The sequence below is a fragment of the Nocardia jinanensis genome, assembly GCF_014645735.1.
In the GTDB taxonomy this organism is placed as follows: domain Bacteria; phylum Actinomycetota; class Actinomycetes; order Mycobacteriales; family Mycobacteriaceae; genus Nocardia; species Nocardia jinanensis.
Map to the genome: position 1 here is coordinate 40,880 of NZ_BMMH01000002.1, position 15,440 is coordinate 56,319.

Consider the following 15,440-nt stretch of genomic DNA (forward strand, 5'->3'; position numbering starts at 1 on the left):
GGTTCGCGTCGTCGGAGTGGGCCGAGCCTATCCTGGATATGTGCGGCCGGCGAGGTGATCGAGTGCAGCTGTCCCTATTGTGAAATCGCTTGCGCGAAAGCGGCTTCGATTGTTGTCCGGTCGTGGCGGCCGCCGGGTGGAAAACCCGGCGCCGTGCACCACCGGACAACAATCCGCTTGCTAACCTTTTCCGTTCACGCTGTGCAGCCGGACCTTTTCGGCGGGACGTTTGTAGCCGACTCCGCCGATGACCACCTTCTCTTCGGGAAGTCGTGCCCGGGTGGCCGGTCCGGCGGGCCACCAGTCCTCGAGTTCCCCCAGGCCGGGCGGGATCAGTTCCAGGCCGTCGAAGTATTCGAGCTGCTGTGCGCGGGTGCGGTACCAGCCCGAACCCAGCCCCATCTCCGTGAACGCCTGTTCCAGTCGTTTCGCCAGCTCGTGCAGTTCGGGGTTCTCGTCTGCGGGATCCCAGAAATTGGTGATCGCGACATACGAGCCCTCGGGAAGCCGGTCGATGTACTCGCGCATCACCCGAGGCGGGTCCAAATCGTCATCGAGGTGGTGCAGCAATCCGCACAGGATCACTCCGACCGGGCGGTCCGGATCCAGGTATTGCAGCACGTTCTTGTTCTCCAGCAGGGTGTTCTCCTCGAGGAGATCACCGGAGACGAAATGGGTGTTCTCGTTCTGTTCGAGGAGTACCCGCCCGTGTGCGTTGCAGACCGGATCGTTGTCGACATAGACGACCTTGGCCTCGGGATTTTCCTGCTGTGCGATCTGATGGGTGTTGCCCACCGTGGGCAGGCCGGCGCCGATATCGAGGAACTGCTCGATACCGGCCGGCCCGGCCAGATAGCGAACCACTCGATGGAGCCAGCGCCGGTTCATCCGGGAGACATCACCCTGGCGCGGTGCGATCCGCTGGATCTGCTCGAAGGCGGCGCGGTCGACATCGTAGTTGTCTTTGCCGCCGAGGCTGTAGTCGTAGACACGGGCGATACTCGGCCGGGTGGTGTCCACTCCGACCGGTACGCGGACCCCTGTCTGAGGAGCCGGTTCGGCCATGAATACCTCTCTCTACGTTGCGAATCGAACAGAGCGATGTTAAGCCGTCTGTTCGGTGGTGTCCTCTCAGGCGTCCGCGTTGCGCTCGAGTACCTTGCCCGGCAGCCATCCGCCACCCAGATGAGTGACCCGCCACCAGTCGATATCGACCACGATCGCAGTGACCGGGGTGGCGAAGAACGGTTCGATCTGAGGTTCCTTGCGCAACAGGGCCTGGAAGGTCTCGTCGCGATCGGCCTCGTCGCGCAGCGTCACCGTGCCCAGCCCCTGGGCGAAGGGTTCCGCGATCCCACCCGGCACGACCTTTACTCCGACGTTGGGGTTGGCCCTGAGCTGATCGAGGGTCCGGCCGCTGTTCTCCAGGATGAGGGTGAGCCGGAAGAGGTCTTCGTCGAGATTGGCGAAATAGGCACTGGTTGCCCAGTTGACGCCGTTCTTGGAGGTGGCCAGGTCGACACTGGAGTGGCCGAGTACTTCGGTGAGTTTCTTACGGATCTCGGTGGGAGTGATTTCGTCGGACATTTCGGGCCTCCGTTGTTCTTCGGTGTGCAGGGTCGTTTCCGCCCCGGATGCTCCCAGTGGGCTCATCCGGGTATTACCGTTACGTGAAAGGGAGCCGGGCGCCGAATGCCGCGCGAGGCGGTCGCGGAACGATCCGCGGCGGGTCGTGCGGCGGTCGGTGGAACATACGCGCGGTCGGGTCCTGTTCGTCGAGATCCACGGTGGAATCGGGCTGCCTCGGCGGTAACGGCCGGTTCCGGGTGGCTGCGGACCACCCTATCGGCCCGTAGACGTTCCGGCGCGGTGAAGATATGAGTAAAGTGTTGTCGGCCAACGTCTTACGTGAGAGGACGGTTCCGGTACGCGGGTTCGCGTGATTGTTGCCGGACTCGCGGGGACCGGCAGGGACACCTTCGCGAGTGGGGGAGATACGCGCTATGCTCGACGCAACTCCAGTGGTACTCGCTCCCTCTACCGATGCCGTCATCGGGTGTCGTCTCCCCAGGTCTTCGCGGTACAGGTGAAGCCGGACGTCGTGTTGTGGGGGAGTTTACGCAAGGAAACCTGATACCGCGCGCAAACAGGAAGATGCTACGAGTATGCGGCACTGTAGGATTCGAACAACATATCCGCGACAGCCGGTTGCCGGACGGCTGCCGGTCCCGTCCAGGGTGGGCGCGTTACCGGAATATCCGCCTACCGGAGAGTAAGATCGCCTGCCGACCGGTGCGGTTCGGCGGTGGCGGGCGCCGTACGATGCAGCACAGCACGAACTGGCCAGAGGCGACCATGAGAAACGAGCACGACGATTCCGATCCCCCGGATCAGGCGGAAGCCGATCGCGGGCCGACAGTGTTGCGTATCTCGCTCGGCAGCAGATTGCGCCGGTTGCGGGAGGCGTGCGGGATCAGCCGCGAGGATGCCGGTGACCATATCCGCGGCTCGCACGCCAAGATCAGCCGTCTCGAGCTGGGCCGGACCCGGTTCCGGGAGCGCGACCTGCTCGATCTGCTGAAGCTCTACGGTGTCGACGATCCCGAGAAACTGGCCGTCTACCTCGACCTGATGAAGAAGGCCAACGATCCGGGGTGGTGGCAGCCGTTCAACGATGTGCTGCCGAACTGGTTCGAAACCTATATCGGCCTGGAACAGGCCGCGACGACCATCCGCACCTACGAGGCGCAGTTCGTGCCGGGTCTGTTGCAGACGGAGTCCTATGCCCGTTCGGTGATCACGCTGGGCAACGACGACGAGACCGAACGCCGGGTCGGGATGCGGATGCGCCGCCAGGACATCCTGAGCCGTTCCGCCGCGCCGACACTGTGGGCGGTGATCGATGAGAACGCGCTGCGCCGTCCGATCGACGGTTATCCGGAGCTGCGCGATCAGATCGAACATCTCATCGCCGTCTCCGATCGACCCAACGTGAAGATTCAGGTGCTGCCCTATTCGGTGGGCGGGCATCCCGCGGCCGGTGGTTCCTTCAGCATCCTTCGCTTCCCGGAGCCCGAACTGCCCGATATGGTCTATATGGAGCAGCTCACCACCTCGCACTACCTGGAGAAGAAGCCGGACGTCGAGGTCTACATGACGGTTATGAACAAGCTGAGCGTTATTGCGCTCACCCCCGGCGAGAGCCGGGACTATCTACGTAAAGTGCTCTCCGAGTTGCCCGTCGGATAAAGTACGCGGAGCCCGGGTCCGGGGGAGGGGATCGAGTTTCCGGGCCGGCGCAGGCCGGGGGAGCTGCGCGTCGACACCTGTCCGGCCAGTGTGTTCCCTGTCAGGAGCGCGGTCGTTTCTCGTAGAACATCCCGGCGAACACGCAGGCCGCCCAGCTCGATGCTCCAGTTAAAAATGCTCATACGTAGATATGCGCATCTAAGAATGTATTACGTCGGCGCGATCGATCCAAAAGGAAACAAAGACGCCCAAGATGGTAGGAAGGGGACGTGGCCGCTACTGGTGATAATTCGGGTTCCCCTCGTTCTCGTGCCGTGGCGGAGGTAGTGGAGCTGGTCAGCACGCTGATCCGGTTCGATACCTCCAACACCGGCGATCTCGCGACCACCAAAGGCGAACAAGAGTGTGCGGAATGGGTGGCGCGGCAACTGGAGGACGCCGGCTACACCACGGAGTACGTGGAATCCGGTGCCCCGGGCCGCGGTAATGTTTTCGCGCGGTTGCCGGGCGCTGATCCGAGCCGCGGAGCACTCCTGATGCACGGTCACCTCGATGTCGTGCCGGCGCAGGCGGCGGACTGGAGTGTGCATCCGTTCTCCGGCGCCGTGCAGGATGGTTATGTCTGGGGTCGTGGCGCGATCGATATGAAGGATATGGTGGGGATGATGCTGGCGGTGGCGCGCCAGTTCAAGATCGAGGGGACGGTTCCGCCGCGAGATCTGGTCTTCGCCTTCCTGGCCGATGAGGAGAACGGCGGGAAATGGGGTTCACAATGGCTGGTGGAGAACCGGCCGGACCTTTTCGAGGGAGTGACCGAGGCGGTCGGTGAGGTCGGCGGGTTCTCGCTGACCGTTCCGCGCCCGGACGGCACCGAGCGTCGTCTGTATCTGGTGGAGACCGCGGAGAAGGGGCTCGGCTGGATGCGGTTGCGCGCGAAGGCGCGGGCCGGCCACGGCTCGTTCCTGCACGAGGACAATGCGGTCACCATTCTGGCGGCCGCGGTGGCGCGTCTGGGTACTCACACCTTCCCGCTGGTGATCTCGGATTCGGTGGCGGAATTCCTGGCCGCGGTCTCCGAGGAGTCCGGGCTGGTGTTCGATCCGGAGAGCCCCGATATCGAGGGCACACTGGCGAAACTCGGGTCCATCTCCAGGATCATCGGCGCGACCCTGCGCGATACCGCCAACCCGACCATGCTGAATGCCGGGTACAAGGCGAATGTCATTCCGCAGACCGCTGAGGCGGTGGTGGACTGCCGAGTGATTCCGGGCCGGCAGGCGGCCTTCGAGCGTGAGGTCGACGAACTCATCGGACCGGATGTGGAGCGGGAGTGGATCACCAAACTCGACTCCTACGAGACGACCTTCGACGGTCATCTGGTGGATGCGATGAACGAGGCGATCCTGGCACATGATCCGCAGGGGCGGACGGTCCCGTACATGCTCTCCGGAGGCACCGATGCGAAAGCCTTCGCGCATCTGGGTATCCGGTGTTTCGGATTCGCGCCCCTGCGGCTGCCGCCGGACCTCGATTTCGCGGCATTGTTCCACGGTGTCGACGAGCGTGTTCCGGTCGATGCGCTCGAATTCGGCACCGAGGTGCTGGAACACTTCCTGTTGCACAGCTGATCCGATTCGAAAGAGGAGAACATGGCCGACAACCCTTACGACGCCCTGCCTTCGGTACCGTCCTTCACCCTGACCTCCGCCGATGTATCCGATGGTGCGTCCCTGAGCAACGATCAGGTGAGCGGTGTCTTCGGTGCCGGCGGCAAGGATGTGTCACCACAGCTGAGCTGGTCGGGTTTCCCGGCGGAGACGAAGAGCTTCGCGGTGACGGTCTACGACCCCGATGCACCGACCGCGTCCGGGTTCTGGCACTGGGCGGTAGCGGATATCCCCGTTTCGGTGACGGATCTGCCCGCGGGCGCCGGCAGTGAGGGCGGCGAACTGCCCTCGGGCGCGGTGACTCTCCGTAACGACGGCGGGTTCGCGGGGTATGTAGGTGCGGCCCCACCGGCCGGTCACGGTCCACATCGGTATTTCATCGTGGTACACGCGGTGGATGTGGATTCGCTGGGGGTTCCGCCGGAGGCTTCCCCGGCTTTCCTCGGGTTCAATCTGTTCTCGCACACGCTGGCGCGTGCCGTGCTGGTAGGTACTTACGAACAGAAGTGAGTCGCTACGTTCGGTGGCCCCGGTGGTATCCACCGGGGCCACAGGCGTTATCGGGCTCGGACCTCGACCACGGTTTCGGGCGGCGGGTCCGCGTAGAGGCCGGCGATCCGTTCCGCGTATTTGGTCGCGATCGGCACTCGTTTGAGCGACATCTTCGGGGTGAGCTCCTCACCGCCGGGTTCCCAGATCGTGTCGACGATGACGAATCTCTTGATCTGTTCGACCCGGGACAGTTTCGCGTTCCCGGCCGCGACGGCCGCACGCACATCCTCGATGATCTCGGGCCGGCGTGAGAGATCCGCGATATCTGCCGAAGCCGCGTCTATCTCCTTCGCGCGCACAGCGGCCATATCGCCGTCGAGCACGATCAGCGCGGTGATGTAGGGCTGTGCTTCGCCGAGGGCGACGACCTGCCCGACAAGTGAGGACGCCGCTTTCACCGCGTTCTCGATATTGCTGGGAGCGATGTTCTTCCCACTCGCGTTGATGATCATCTCTTTCTTGCGGTCGATGATCCGGAGATAGCCGTCGTCCGCCAGCGTGCCGATATCTCCGGTATGCAGCCAGCCTTCGGAGTCCAGGGCCTCGGCGGTCTTTTCCGGCATGCCGCGGTATCCGTGGGTGACGATCTCGCCCCGCACGAGCACTTCGCCGTCCTCGGCGAGGCGGAGTTCGATTCCGTCGACCGGTCGTCCCACCGATCCGGGGCGGGGTCTGTCCAGTTCGGTGTAGGTGGCCACACCGCTGGTTTCCGACATTCCCCAGACCTCGGAGACGCAGAATCCGAGGCCCAGGAAGAATTCGAGGGTTTCCGGTGGAATCGGGGCGGCGCCCGAGGACGCGACCCGCAGTTCGCCGAGCCCGAGTGCGCCGCGGACCTTGCCGAGGAGTAGTTTCTCGGCGATACGATGTTGCAGGTCCAGCAGCGGTCCGCGTCCGGTACCGGCGAGATCTGCTCTGGCGGCGGCTATTCCGGTGGCCAGTGCCCAGTCGGCGATGGCTTTTTTGGCGCCGGTTTCGGCCGCCAGCTTCGTCTCGACGCCACCTTTGATCTTCTGCCAGACGCGGGGGACGCCGAAGAAAACGGTCGGCCGGGCGTCCGGTAGTGCGGCGGCGATCTCCCGGGGGTCGGGGACGGTGGTGATCTGGATCCCGGTGACGAGGTTGATCGTATGCCCGGAGATACGGTCGGCGACATGTGCGGCGGGTAGGTAGGACAGCGCGCGATCGTCGAGTCCGACGTCCATGGGTCCGCTGTTGAGTGCTGTGATCTGGGCGAGCACATTACGGTGGGTGAGCTCTACACCTTTGGACGGGCCGGTGGTTCCGGAGGTGTAGATGATGGTGACGAGGTCGCCCGGCTCGACTGCCTGCCAGGCGGTGTCGAAGTCGAAATCCGGATCGGGATTGTTCTCCAGGTCCGCGAGCGATCCGGCGCCGTCCGCGGGCCCGTCGACGACCACGATGTGTTCGAGGGGTACGCCCGCGGCGCGGATGGTGCCGAGGAATTGCTGTTCGGTGAGAGCGACCTTGTTTCCGGCGTTGGTGAAGGCGTGCGCGATCTGTTCGGGGGAGCAGGTGTTGTAGACGGAGAACGGGGTGGCACCGATGTGCAGGGCGGCGGTATCGAGGAGGTTGAATTCCGGGCGGTTGGTGAGCATCACGCCGATGGTGTCGCCGCGGCGTATCCCGAGTGCGGACAGTCCGGCGGCCAGCACGCGAACCCGGTCGCCGTATTCACGCCAGGTGATCTGCTGGGTCCCGCCGACGGTGCGCAGCGCGACGGCGTCGGGCCGGAGGGTGAGAGTCTGCTGGAAGGCCGCGGGCACGGTGTCGACGAGGGCGCCCGTGCGGTGCCGGTAGGCGGTTTCTGTGGTCATGATCCGATCCGGTGCTGGGTGTGCCGCGGACACGTGTGCTACCGGTGCCGTCGGAGACGGTCCGCCGCGAGAGTGATGTGTATCACATCATATTACCGAGGGTTCGGGGTCTTGTGCGGCGTTTTGCCTGCGTGAGCGCCTATAGCCGATTGCCGGTGGCCGCAGCGTGGCGTTCGATGGTGTGTTCAGCGGCCGGGGCCCGGCGGTCGCTGCCTGGTGGCGCGCATGCCGGGATCAGTGTTTCTCGGAGGTCAGGCGGATGATTCGGTCCACCTCGTCGACCGTCGGCATCGTGCCCGGGATGTCCCCGGCGAAAGATTGTGTCGCGACCATGGCGGCGGTCGCCCAGGCGAAGTCGTGTTCGTTCGCGAAATTTCGCGCCTGGTCTTTCGTTTCCCGCTCGCGGGCCCCTGACAGTAGGCGGTAGATGAGAGCACCGACGAAGGCGGACCGTGAGCCCGGAATATCGGTCAGCGCGGCCGCTTGCATGCGCGGAATATCGAGTGCCAGCCGGTCGGAGCGTACGGTGCAGCCGAAGTCTTCGACGACACAGACGGCTCGGGCGCCCAGCATGCGCAGTTGTTCCGCGATGTGGGGGCCTGAGCGCGCGGGCACCTCCGGGACGAGATAGTCCAGTTCGCGAACGGATCCGATCAAGTAGTCGACAGCCGACAGGTACCGGTAGAGGACCTGCGGGGTGTCGACCTTCGCCGAGGTCACGAGCACCGGTGGCCGGTCCGCTAAGGCTTGGACTGTTGCCAGTGCCTGTTCGATCACCGGAAGTGGAGGTTCGAGGGTGATCAGGACTGCATCGGTGTCGGTGAGGGCGGATCGGACGAGCGGGGCGGTGAGTTCGGTATCGGTCAGCCGAATACGATCATCGGTGCACGCGATGGTGCCGGTGATCCCGGTGCGGCTCACGATGAGAGCGGTGATCGGGGTGGCCGCGTTCGGCACCACTTTCACCAGCGACGTATCGATGTTCTCGGATCGCAGGTAGTCGAGGATGCGCCTGCCGCTCTCGTCATCGCCGACCGAGGTGATGAATCGGACATCTACTCCGAGGCGGGCCGCGGCTACGACGCAGTTCAGGCCCTTGCCGCCGGGGTTCGCGGTGAAGCGCCCGCGGGCGAAACCGCGGGCGTCGGGGATGGTGTCCACTTGGTAGACATGGTCGATCACGGCGTCGCCGATGACGGTGAGTGTTCCCGTTCCCGCTCGGTCGGGGATGCGACCGTAGCGGTCGTCGGTGTGAACTGTGCCGGTGACCAGAAGTGCGGCCAATGCCGTGAAGGCACGGCGTTCCGGGGTGGCGCGCAGAGAACGCACGGTGGGAGCGGGTGGGATGGGGTCTGCGGCGGCGAGTTCGTGCAGCCGGCGCCAGTGCGCGGAGAGGTATTCGCGGCGTGCTCCGAGGTCCTGGGAGTAGAGCGCGGACGGATCGATCTCGGCCTCGCCGGTTTCTCGGAGAAGTCCCAGAGACAATTCGGCGTCGGTGATCACGCGATGCGTGGGTGGCAGTCGGCGAGCGTGCTCGCGCACCACGGGGAGGACGGATTGGAGACGGGTGAGGCTGTGGTCCTCCGCGTACCGCTTCACGACGGGCAGGTCGAGGAGGGGGCTTGTATCGATCTCGGTGGTCCGTAGCCGGTCCACGCTGAGGCCGGAGCGTTTGCAGAGCCGGGTGAGGATATTTCGGATCGCGACGATCGCCGTGTCGTCGTGGGGGACCATGTGGCACGCCTTCCTGGTGTTCCGTCGCCGCCCGGGGTTTCGACCCGTTCGATATTGGCAATAACCATAGTGCAAAGGGCGTTTGACATCTGCATTGACCGATTACGTGTCAAATGACAGACTTGAAGAGAGTTTTTCCCTCGATCAAGAGGAACGGGAGGGCCTGGTGATCGCAGTGCGGAAATCCCTGGCCGGAGGCCGACGATACGAGGCGCGACGAGGTATCGATCGTGTGAGTGCGGATCCGGAGCCATCCTCCGCGAAGGCGCGCTGAGCGCCCACGCCGATTCGTCGTCCCTGACGGCAGCGATGCCGCACCGGCCGATTTCTCCGGTCCGGTCTCGCTGCCGAGCCCCCCGAGGAGGCAGCTGTGACCATCCATATCACCGACTGGCTGATGACCAGTGGTATCTCCCCCGAATTCGCCGAACGTGCGCAGACCCGGCACGGGTCCCGGTGGCGGTTGAGCTGGTTGCCCGGCCGCGATCTGTCGTTCGACCAGGCCTATGCGGGCATGACCGTGGACGAGACCCTGTCCGATCCCGCGCTGGTGCACGACGAGGCAGCGCTGGCCCGTGCCGTCGCATCGGTGGATCTGCTGGGGATGGTATGGGAGCAGGTGGTCGTACTGCTGGCGAACCGGGTGGAGGCCCGGCTGCTGGAATCGCAGTTCATGAACGACCGGATCGCGCCGGGCCCGGCGTACCGGGAAGACCCCGGCGCGATCCGCAGCGGTTCCGCCGCGTGAGGTCCCGGTCGGTTCAGCGGTGCGCGGTGTGGCCGGCGCCGACGGCGTCGGCCAGGCTGCGGTAACCACCGGCGCGCAGCTGTGCGGCGATCCCCCGGTGTATACGTCGTGTCCACAGCGGGCCGCCGTAGATGAACCCGGTGTAGCCCTGGAGTAGCGAGGCGCCGGCCAGGATACGTTCCCAGGCTTGCTCGGGGGTTTCTATACCGCCCACGGAGACCAGGACCAGCCGGTCCCCGACCCGGGCGTACAGCCGCCGCAGTACTTCCAGGGCGCGGTCGGCCACCGGCGGACCGGACAGTCCGCCCGCCCCGATCGCGTCGATTTCCTCGGGGGCGCTGGCGAGGCCGGTGCGGCCGATGGTGGTGTTGGTGGCCACGATTCCGGCGACGCCGAGTTCCACCGCGAGATCAGCGGCCGCGTCCACGTCCTCGTCGGACAGGTCGGGCGCGATTTTGACCAGAACGGGTACCTGCACGCTGTCGAGGACGGCAGCGAGGACGGGGCGCAACGATTCCACGGCCTGCAGATCCCGGAGTCCCGGCGTGTTGGGTGAGCTGACGTTGACGACCACGAAATCGGCGAGCGGTCCGAGCAGGCGGGCGCTGGTGGCGTAGTCGTCGGCGGCGTGGGCGGCGTCGACGACTTTCGTCTTGCCGATATTCGCGCCGATCGGCACGGTCGTCTTCCGGCGGTGCAGCCGAGTGGCTGCCGCGGCTGCACCGTGGTTGTTGAAGCCCATCCGGTTGATCAGGGCCCGGTCGGCGGGGAGCCGGAACAGGCGGGGCTGCGGGTTACCGGGCTGGGCGGCGGCGGTGACGGTGCCGACCTCGGCGAATCCGAAGCCGAGGGCGCCCCAGGCGTCGACTCCGGTGGCGTCCTTGTCGAATCCGGCGGCCAGACCGAGCGGCGCCGAGAACTCGATACCGAAGGCGGTGGTGCGCAGGATGGGGTCGTCCACGCCGAACAGGCGATGAAGCAGGGCCCGGGTGGGGGCGAGGACAGTGGCCGCGCGGATCGCGCCGAACACGATCCGGTGGATGCGTTCCGGCGGGAGCAGGAACATGACGCGGAGCAGTAGTCGATAAAGCACGCTCATAGCTCCGCGGTATGCCCTGCGGGGCTGGTGAGCGCGGTCTTGCGGCGGCGCAGCAGTACGCGGCGGCTGCCGTCGGTGTAGGCGCGGACGCGGGAGAGTTCCCAACCGCCGTATTCGGCCTGGATCGCCAGCCGCATCGAGGCGGTCACCCGGGTGACGTCGGGAGGCAGGCGCAGGGGGATGTATTCGTAATCGTCGCCACTGGTGTCCCAGCCGGCCGGGAGCACGGTGCGCGAGGTCGCTGCACGTCGAGTGGATGCCATCACTGCCCTCTCTTGCGCTGGTCCGCGGGGATGCGCTGCAGACCCGGGTCGGTCGCGGAGCCGATGTAGAGATCGCCGGTTGCGTCGTCGACGGTGACCGCGTTCGGCTGCCGGACGGTGGGGTACCGGCCCACCTCGCGCGGTGTTCCCGTCGACAGGTCGTAGCCGACGATTTCGTTGCTCTGCGTGCACGTCGCCCATACGGTGTCAGAACGCCGGTCGTAGGCAAGTGCGTAAGGCGACGATCTTACCGGGTAGCGCTGACGCAGAACGAGGGGATCGGTGGTGAACACCAGGAGTTGGCCGCTGTCGGGATCGGTGACCACTACCCGGTCGTAGGGGGCTTCGACGAGGTTCGCGGCTCCGGCTCCGGCCCGCAGCGCGAGCCCGAGTCGCTCGTATCCGGGCGCTATCTCGGTGAGCAGGGTCTGGCGGCGGTCCAGTACGGCGAGGGTGTCGCCGGTAAGGGCGATGGCGTCGGCGGAGACCAGACCGGACACCGTCTGCCGGACACCGCCCGCCCGGTCGAGAACCACGATGCGGCCGTCCGCGGTCCCGGCGATCAGTGTGCCGTCGGGGCGGGACCGCACACTGCGCAGATCGCCGTCGACAGGGATACGGGTGAGGGCCCGGGTCGCGGCGTCGACGCGCAGGATCGCGCCGTCGGTGGCCGCGAGGATCTCACCGGGGGTCCCCGCTGCGATCGTGGCGGCGGGTGCGGGGAGCCGCACCTGATGAGTGGTGGGCGGTTCGGTGGCCGGGGTGAAGAGGGTGAGGGTGGTTCCGGTGGTATCGAGTCCCGCGAGATTGCCGCTACCCGCATCGCTGACGAGAGCGGTGAGCCGGGTAGGGGCCGGCAGGATCTGCCCGGCGGGTGTGGTGGCCACCAGCGGCGAGACGGCCGGGGCCGCGGGTTCGCGGGTGGGTACGTCGCCGGGGCCGGGCTCCGAGTCACCGGAGCAGCCGGTCAGCAGGACAACGGCGGCGAGCAATACCGCGGCGACGGTTACGCGTGGTTTCCGGCGCCGGACCCGCCGCGCTGTGTCCGGAAACGACCGATGCTGCATTCGATTATCTGATCACGACGAGGATTGGCTGTGGTGGCAGGGGGGTATGTGGGGTGTCGGCAGCCGGGCTCCGCTGTGGGCCGGGTTACCGTACGAATCAGATGGTGCGGAGGTCAGGAGTTGACGATGCACGAGGTGCCGGGTTTTTCTGCCGACGAGGTGACCACGGGCCCGTTCGCGCACGGATTCGGTCGTACCGGTGACGGGCGGTCGTTCGCGTTCCGCACGGTGCGGGCGACGCTGCGGTTGGAGGTGTACCGGCCGGACCTGGATCCGGAGGAGGTACCGGGTCCCGAGGATGTGGTCGCTATCGCGGAAACCCATGTCACCGATACCGATCTCGACGACAGGCGCAGTGTGGTGGCGCTGGTGCGTGATCTGCTCCCCGCGGCCGAGCCGCCGCCGCGGGGCCGTAATGTTCCGACCGTGCGGGCGTTGCTGGCCCGGATCGGGTCGGTGATCGAGGGTATGCAGTGAATGATGGTATGCAGGACGTGATGCGGTACACACCTGTTTTCCGGCTGGTGCGCGGAGTGCGCGCCGGATTTATGTCACTCGCGATTCTGCTCGCGGCGGCGGTATCGGTCAGCGCCTGCGGGTCCGGGGTCGACGAGGAGGCGGTGGCGGCGGCGCGGTCGTCGGCGAAGGCCGCGTTGACCTCGTCCGCATCGGCGACGTCGCGGGCATTGGCGGCGCGGGCACTGCCGACGGCGGCGGAGCTGGACGGGCAGATCAAACGGGCGCTGGACCCGGCGCTGCCGGATTCGGAGCGCGTCGCGCTGATCGAGGACGGGGAGGCGTTCACCCAGGCGATCCCGGATATGTACAAGGCGTTGCAGGATAATCCGCGGGCGGTGTACGGGGTGACCGACCCGGTGTTCGACAACCACGACGGTACGGTCACGGCGACGCTGCGGTTGGACAAGGACGGTTCCGGGAACGCGGTCCGTACGACGGTGGTGCATTTCATCTTCCTCGACGGCTCGTGGAAGCTGTCGCGGACCGATCTGTGCGGGATCCTGCGCTCGGCCGATTACCGCACCGCGGCCTGCGGCTAGGCGGGGCCTGGGGAGATGCTCACGGCGGGGACTTACCGGTGGGGTCGTTTCGTATTCCGGCACCGGGTCGCGGTGCTCGTGGTGTTCCTGTTCCTGGTGACGGTATCGGGTTCGTACGGCCGCGATCTCGCGGATCGGCTGACGCAGGAGGGCTGGTTCGACGAGTCGAGCGAATCGGTGGCCGCGTCGAAACTGGCCGACGCGACGTTCGGCCGTGACACCGACAGTGACGTGATCGCCCTGTACACCGCGCCGCCGGGGCGCACGGTGGACGATCCGCAGGTGCGGGCGGCGGTGACCGCGCAGCTGGCCGGTCTGCTGCGCGAACATCCCGGTGAGGTGCTGCGCATCGACAGCTATTGGGATACCGCCTTGTCGGGACAGTTCGCCGACGCGTCGCGTACCCACGCGTTCGCCAGTATCGGCCTGCGCGGCGAAGGCTCGGTCACCGTCGACAATTACCAGGCGATTCTCGGGGATCTGGCGGCGGCCGGCCCGGGTACGGGTCCGGCCGGGACGACCGTGCAGTTGGCGGGGTTGCAGCCGGTGGTGGAGGGCATCAATACCGGAATGCAGGACGATATCCGGCGGGCGGAGATGATCGCGCTGCCGCTGGTGGCGATCCTGCTGTACTTCGTGTTCGGCGGGGTGGTGGCCGCGCTGCTGCCGGTGCTCGTCGGCGGGATGACGATCCTGGGCACGCAGGGCATCATGCGGATGCTCACCGGCTTCATCGATGTGAATGTTTTCGCCAGCGCCGTCGTGACGCTGGTGAGTCTCGGCCTGGCCATCGACTACGGCCTGTTCACCGTGACCCGGTTCCGGGAGGAGCTGGCGGCGGGACGGAGTGTGGAGGACGCGGTGGCGCGGTCGGTCGCTACGGCGGGCCGTACGGTGCTGTTCTCGGCGGCGATCATCGCGGTCAGTCTCGGTGCGCTGTTCATCTTCCCTCACGGGGTGCTGCGGTCGGTGCCCTACGGCGGAATCAGTTCGGTGTTGCTGGCCGCGGTGCTGTCGGTGACCGCGCTTCCGGCGATGCTGGCGATCGCGGGAAGCAGGATCGATCTGTGGCAGTGGCGGCGGTTCGCGCGGGCCAGTACCGAAGCCGATATCGATCGCGGGATCTTCTCCCGGCTGGCGGTGTGGGCGATGGCGCGGCCGTGGGTGGTGATCGTGCCGGTGGTGCTGGGCCTGCTGTTGCTGATGGTGCCGTTCCGGCATATCGAGTTCGGGGGGTTGAGCGAAAAGTATCTGGCACAGGACAATCCGGCGCGGATGGCGCAGGAGGAGTTCGACGCGCTGTTCTCCGGTTTCCGGACCGAACCGTTGCGTCTGGTGGTAACCGGTGCGGACGCGGCGCAGCTGAGCGATATCCGTATCCAGGCGAACGCGACCCCTGGTCTGACCGGTCCGTTCGAACCGGCGGCGCCCACCCGGGACGGTATCAATGTGCTGGAGGCGGGCCTGATCGACGATCGGGCCGCCGATACCGCGATCGCGGTACTGCGCGGTATCGAGGAACCCGATGGTGTGCAGGTGATGGTGGCCGGGGTGCCAGCGCTGGAACGCGACAGTATCCATGGGCTGCTCGACGGGCTGCCGTTGCTGGCGGCGATCCTGGCGTCGGCCGCGCTGGCGTTGATGTACGCGGCGTTCCGGTCGCTGGTCCTGGCGGTGAAGGCGGTGGCGATGTCGGCGCTGGGCCTGGGAGCCACGCTGGGAATCCTGACCTGGATCTTCGTGGAGGGGCACGGGGCGACGCTGTTCGATTTCACGCCCGGCCCGCTGATGTTCGCGGTACTGGTGCTGATCGTGACCGTGGTGTTCGGTTTGTCGACCGACTACGAGGTGTTCCTGCTGTCGCGGGTAGTGGAAGCACGGGCCGCCGGCGCCGACCCACCGGAGGCGATCCGGTACGGGATCGCGCACACCGGTGGGGTGATCACGTCGGCGGCCGCCATCCTGATCGTGGTGACGGGCGCGTTCGGTTTCTCGGAGTTGGTGATGATGCAGTACATCGCCTACGGGATGATCGCGGCGTTGCTGCTGGACGCGACGGTGATCCGGATGTTACTCACCCCGGCCGTGCTGAAACTGATCTGGCGGCCCGGCCGATGATGTCCTCCACTGCGAAACCGCGTCGGATCGAGCGGGGCCCGGGCCGC

At 66.2% G+C, this 15,440-nt stretch carries 14 protein-coding genes; 7 read left to right on the forward strand and 7 right to left on the reverse strand.

The genetic code is table 11. The features are described from left to right. Positions 1-180: 180 nt before the first annotated feature. Positions 181-1,065, reverse strand: coding sequence for an SAM-dependent methyltransferase (locus IEY68_RS04845; RefSeq protein WP_058855489.1), 885 nt, complete (start codon positions 1,063-1,065; stop codon positions 181-183). 66 nt (positions 1,066-1,131) lie between these two features. Then, positions 1,132-1,587: a hypothetical protein gene (locus IEY68_RS04850; RefSeq protein ID WP_058855488.1), complete on the reverse strand. Its 456-nt coding sequence runs from the start codon at positions 1,585-1,587 to the stop codon at positions 1,132-1,134. 768 nt (positions 1,588-2,355) lie between these two features. Here IEY68_RS04850 and IEY68_RS04855 point away from each other — a divergent pair. The 3 genes from IEY68_RS04855 to IEY68_RS04865 all read left to right on the forward strand — a co-directional run bounded on the left by IEY68_RS04855 (position 2,356) and on the right by IEY68_RS04865 (position 5,426). Continuing rightward, complete coding sequence (locus tag IEY68_RS04855) at positions 2,356-3,249, forward strand: Sco1979 family transcriptional regulator (RefSeq protein WP_058855487.1); 894 nt, start codon at positions 2,356-2,358, stop codon at positions 3,247-3,249. A 314-nt stretch (positions 3,250-3,563) separates the two neighbouring features. After that, positions 3,564-4,877, forward strand: a complete 1,314-nt coding sequence (locus IEY68_RS04860; protein WP_058855486.1) for a M20/M25/M40 family metallo-hydrolase — start codon at positions 3,564-3,566, stop codon at positions 4,875-4,877. 21 nt (positions 4,878-4,898) lie between these two features. Beyond that, positions 4,899-5,426, forward strand: coding sequence for a YbhB/YbcL family Raf kinase inhibitor-like protein (locus IEY68_RS04865; RefSeq protein WP_058855485.1), 528 nt, complete (start codon positions 4,899-4,901; stop codon positions 5,424-5,426). Between the two features lie 47 nt (positions 5,427-5,473). Here the strand turns inward: IEY68_RS04865 and IEY68_RS04870 are convergent, their stop codons facing one another. Together IEY68_RS04870 and IEY68_RS04875 are read right to left on the reverse strand one after the other, a co-directional pair. Beyond that, a complete protein-coding gene (locus IEY68_RS04870) occupies positions 5,474-7,306 on the reverse strand; it encodes an AMP-dependent synthetase/ligase (protein ID WP_058855484.1) in 1,833 nt (610 codons plus the stop codon). Positions 7,307-7,540: 234 nt separating this feature from the next. Beyond that, positions 7,541-9,040, reverse strand: a complete 1,500-nt coding sequence (locus tag IEY68_RS04875) for a carbohydrate kinase family protein (protein WP_058855483.1) — start codon at positions 9,038-9,040, stop codon at positions 7,541-7,543. A gap of 370 nt (positions 9,041-9,410) precedes the next feature. Between IEY68_RS04875 and IEY68_RS04880 the strand changes: the two genes are divergently transcribed. Then, positions 9,411-9,788, forward strand: a complete 378-nt coding sequence (locus tag IEY68_RS04880; protein ID WP_063916231.1) for a hypothetical protein — start codon at positions 9,411-9,413, stop codon at positions 9,786-9,788. Positions 9,789-9,801: 13 nt separating this feature from the next. Here the strand turns inward: IEY68_RS04880 and IEY68_RS04885 are convergent, their stop codons facing one another. From IEY68_RS04885 to IEY68_RS04895, 3 genes are read right to left on the reverse strand one after another with little or no spacing between them, the layout of a single operon-like run. Continuing rightward, positions 9,802-10,887, reverse strand: a complete 1,086-nt coding sequence (locus IEY68_RS04885; protein ID WP_082681438.1) for a quinone-dependent dihydroorotate dehydrogenase — start codon at positions 10,885-10,887, stop codon at positions 9,802-9,804. Continuing rightward, on the reverse strand, positions 10,884-11,150 hold the full coding sequence (locus IEY68_RS04890; RefSeq protein WP_058855481.1) for a DUF5703 family protein: 267 nt from the start codon (positions 11,148-11,150) through the stop codon (positions 10,884-10,886). The genes IEY68_RS04885 and IEY68_RS04890 overlap by 4 nt, the downstream gene beginning before the upstream one ends. After that, positions 11,150-12,217, reverse strand: coding sequence for an NHL repeat-containing protein (locus tag IEY68_RS04895; protein ID WP_058855480.1), 1,068 nt, complete (start codon positions 12,215-12,217; stop codon positions 11,150-11,152). Before IEY68_RS04895 ends, IEY68_RS04890 begins: the two co-directional genes overlap by 1 nt. Positions 12,218-12,343: 126 nt before the next feature. Between IEY68_RS04895 and IEY68_RS04900 the strand changes: the two genes are divergently transcribed. Genes IEY68_RS04900 through IEY68_RS04910 form a run of 3 tightly spaced genes read left to right on the forward strand, consistent with a single transcriptional unit; the run spans position 12,344 to position 15,393 of the window. Next, on the forward strand, positions 12,344-12,694 hold the full coding sequence (locus tag IEY68_RS04900) for a hypothetical protein (RefSeq protein ID WP_058855479.1): 351 nt from the start codon (positions 12,344-12,346) through the stop codon (positions 12,692-12,694). An 8-nt stretch (positions 12,695-12,702) separates the two neighbouring features. Next, positions 12,703-13,275, forward strand: a complete 573-nt coding sequence (locus tag IEY68_RS04905) for a WKL family lipoprotein (RefSeq protein WP_229718618.1) — start codon at positions 12,703-12,705, stop codon at positions 13,273-13,275. Between the two features lie 15 nt (positions 13,276-13,290). Continuing rightward, positions 13,291-15,393 carry an MMPL family transporter gene (locus IEY68_RS04910; protein ID WP_058855478.1) on the forward strand — a complete coding sequence of 701 codons (2,103 nt, stop codon included), beginning with the start codon at positions 13,291-13,293 and terminating at the stop codon, positions 15,391-15,393. The last annotated feature ends 47 nt before the right edge of the window (positions 15,394-15,440 follow it).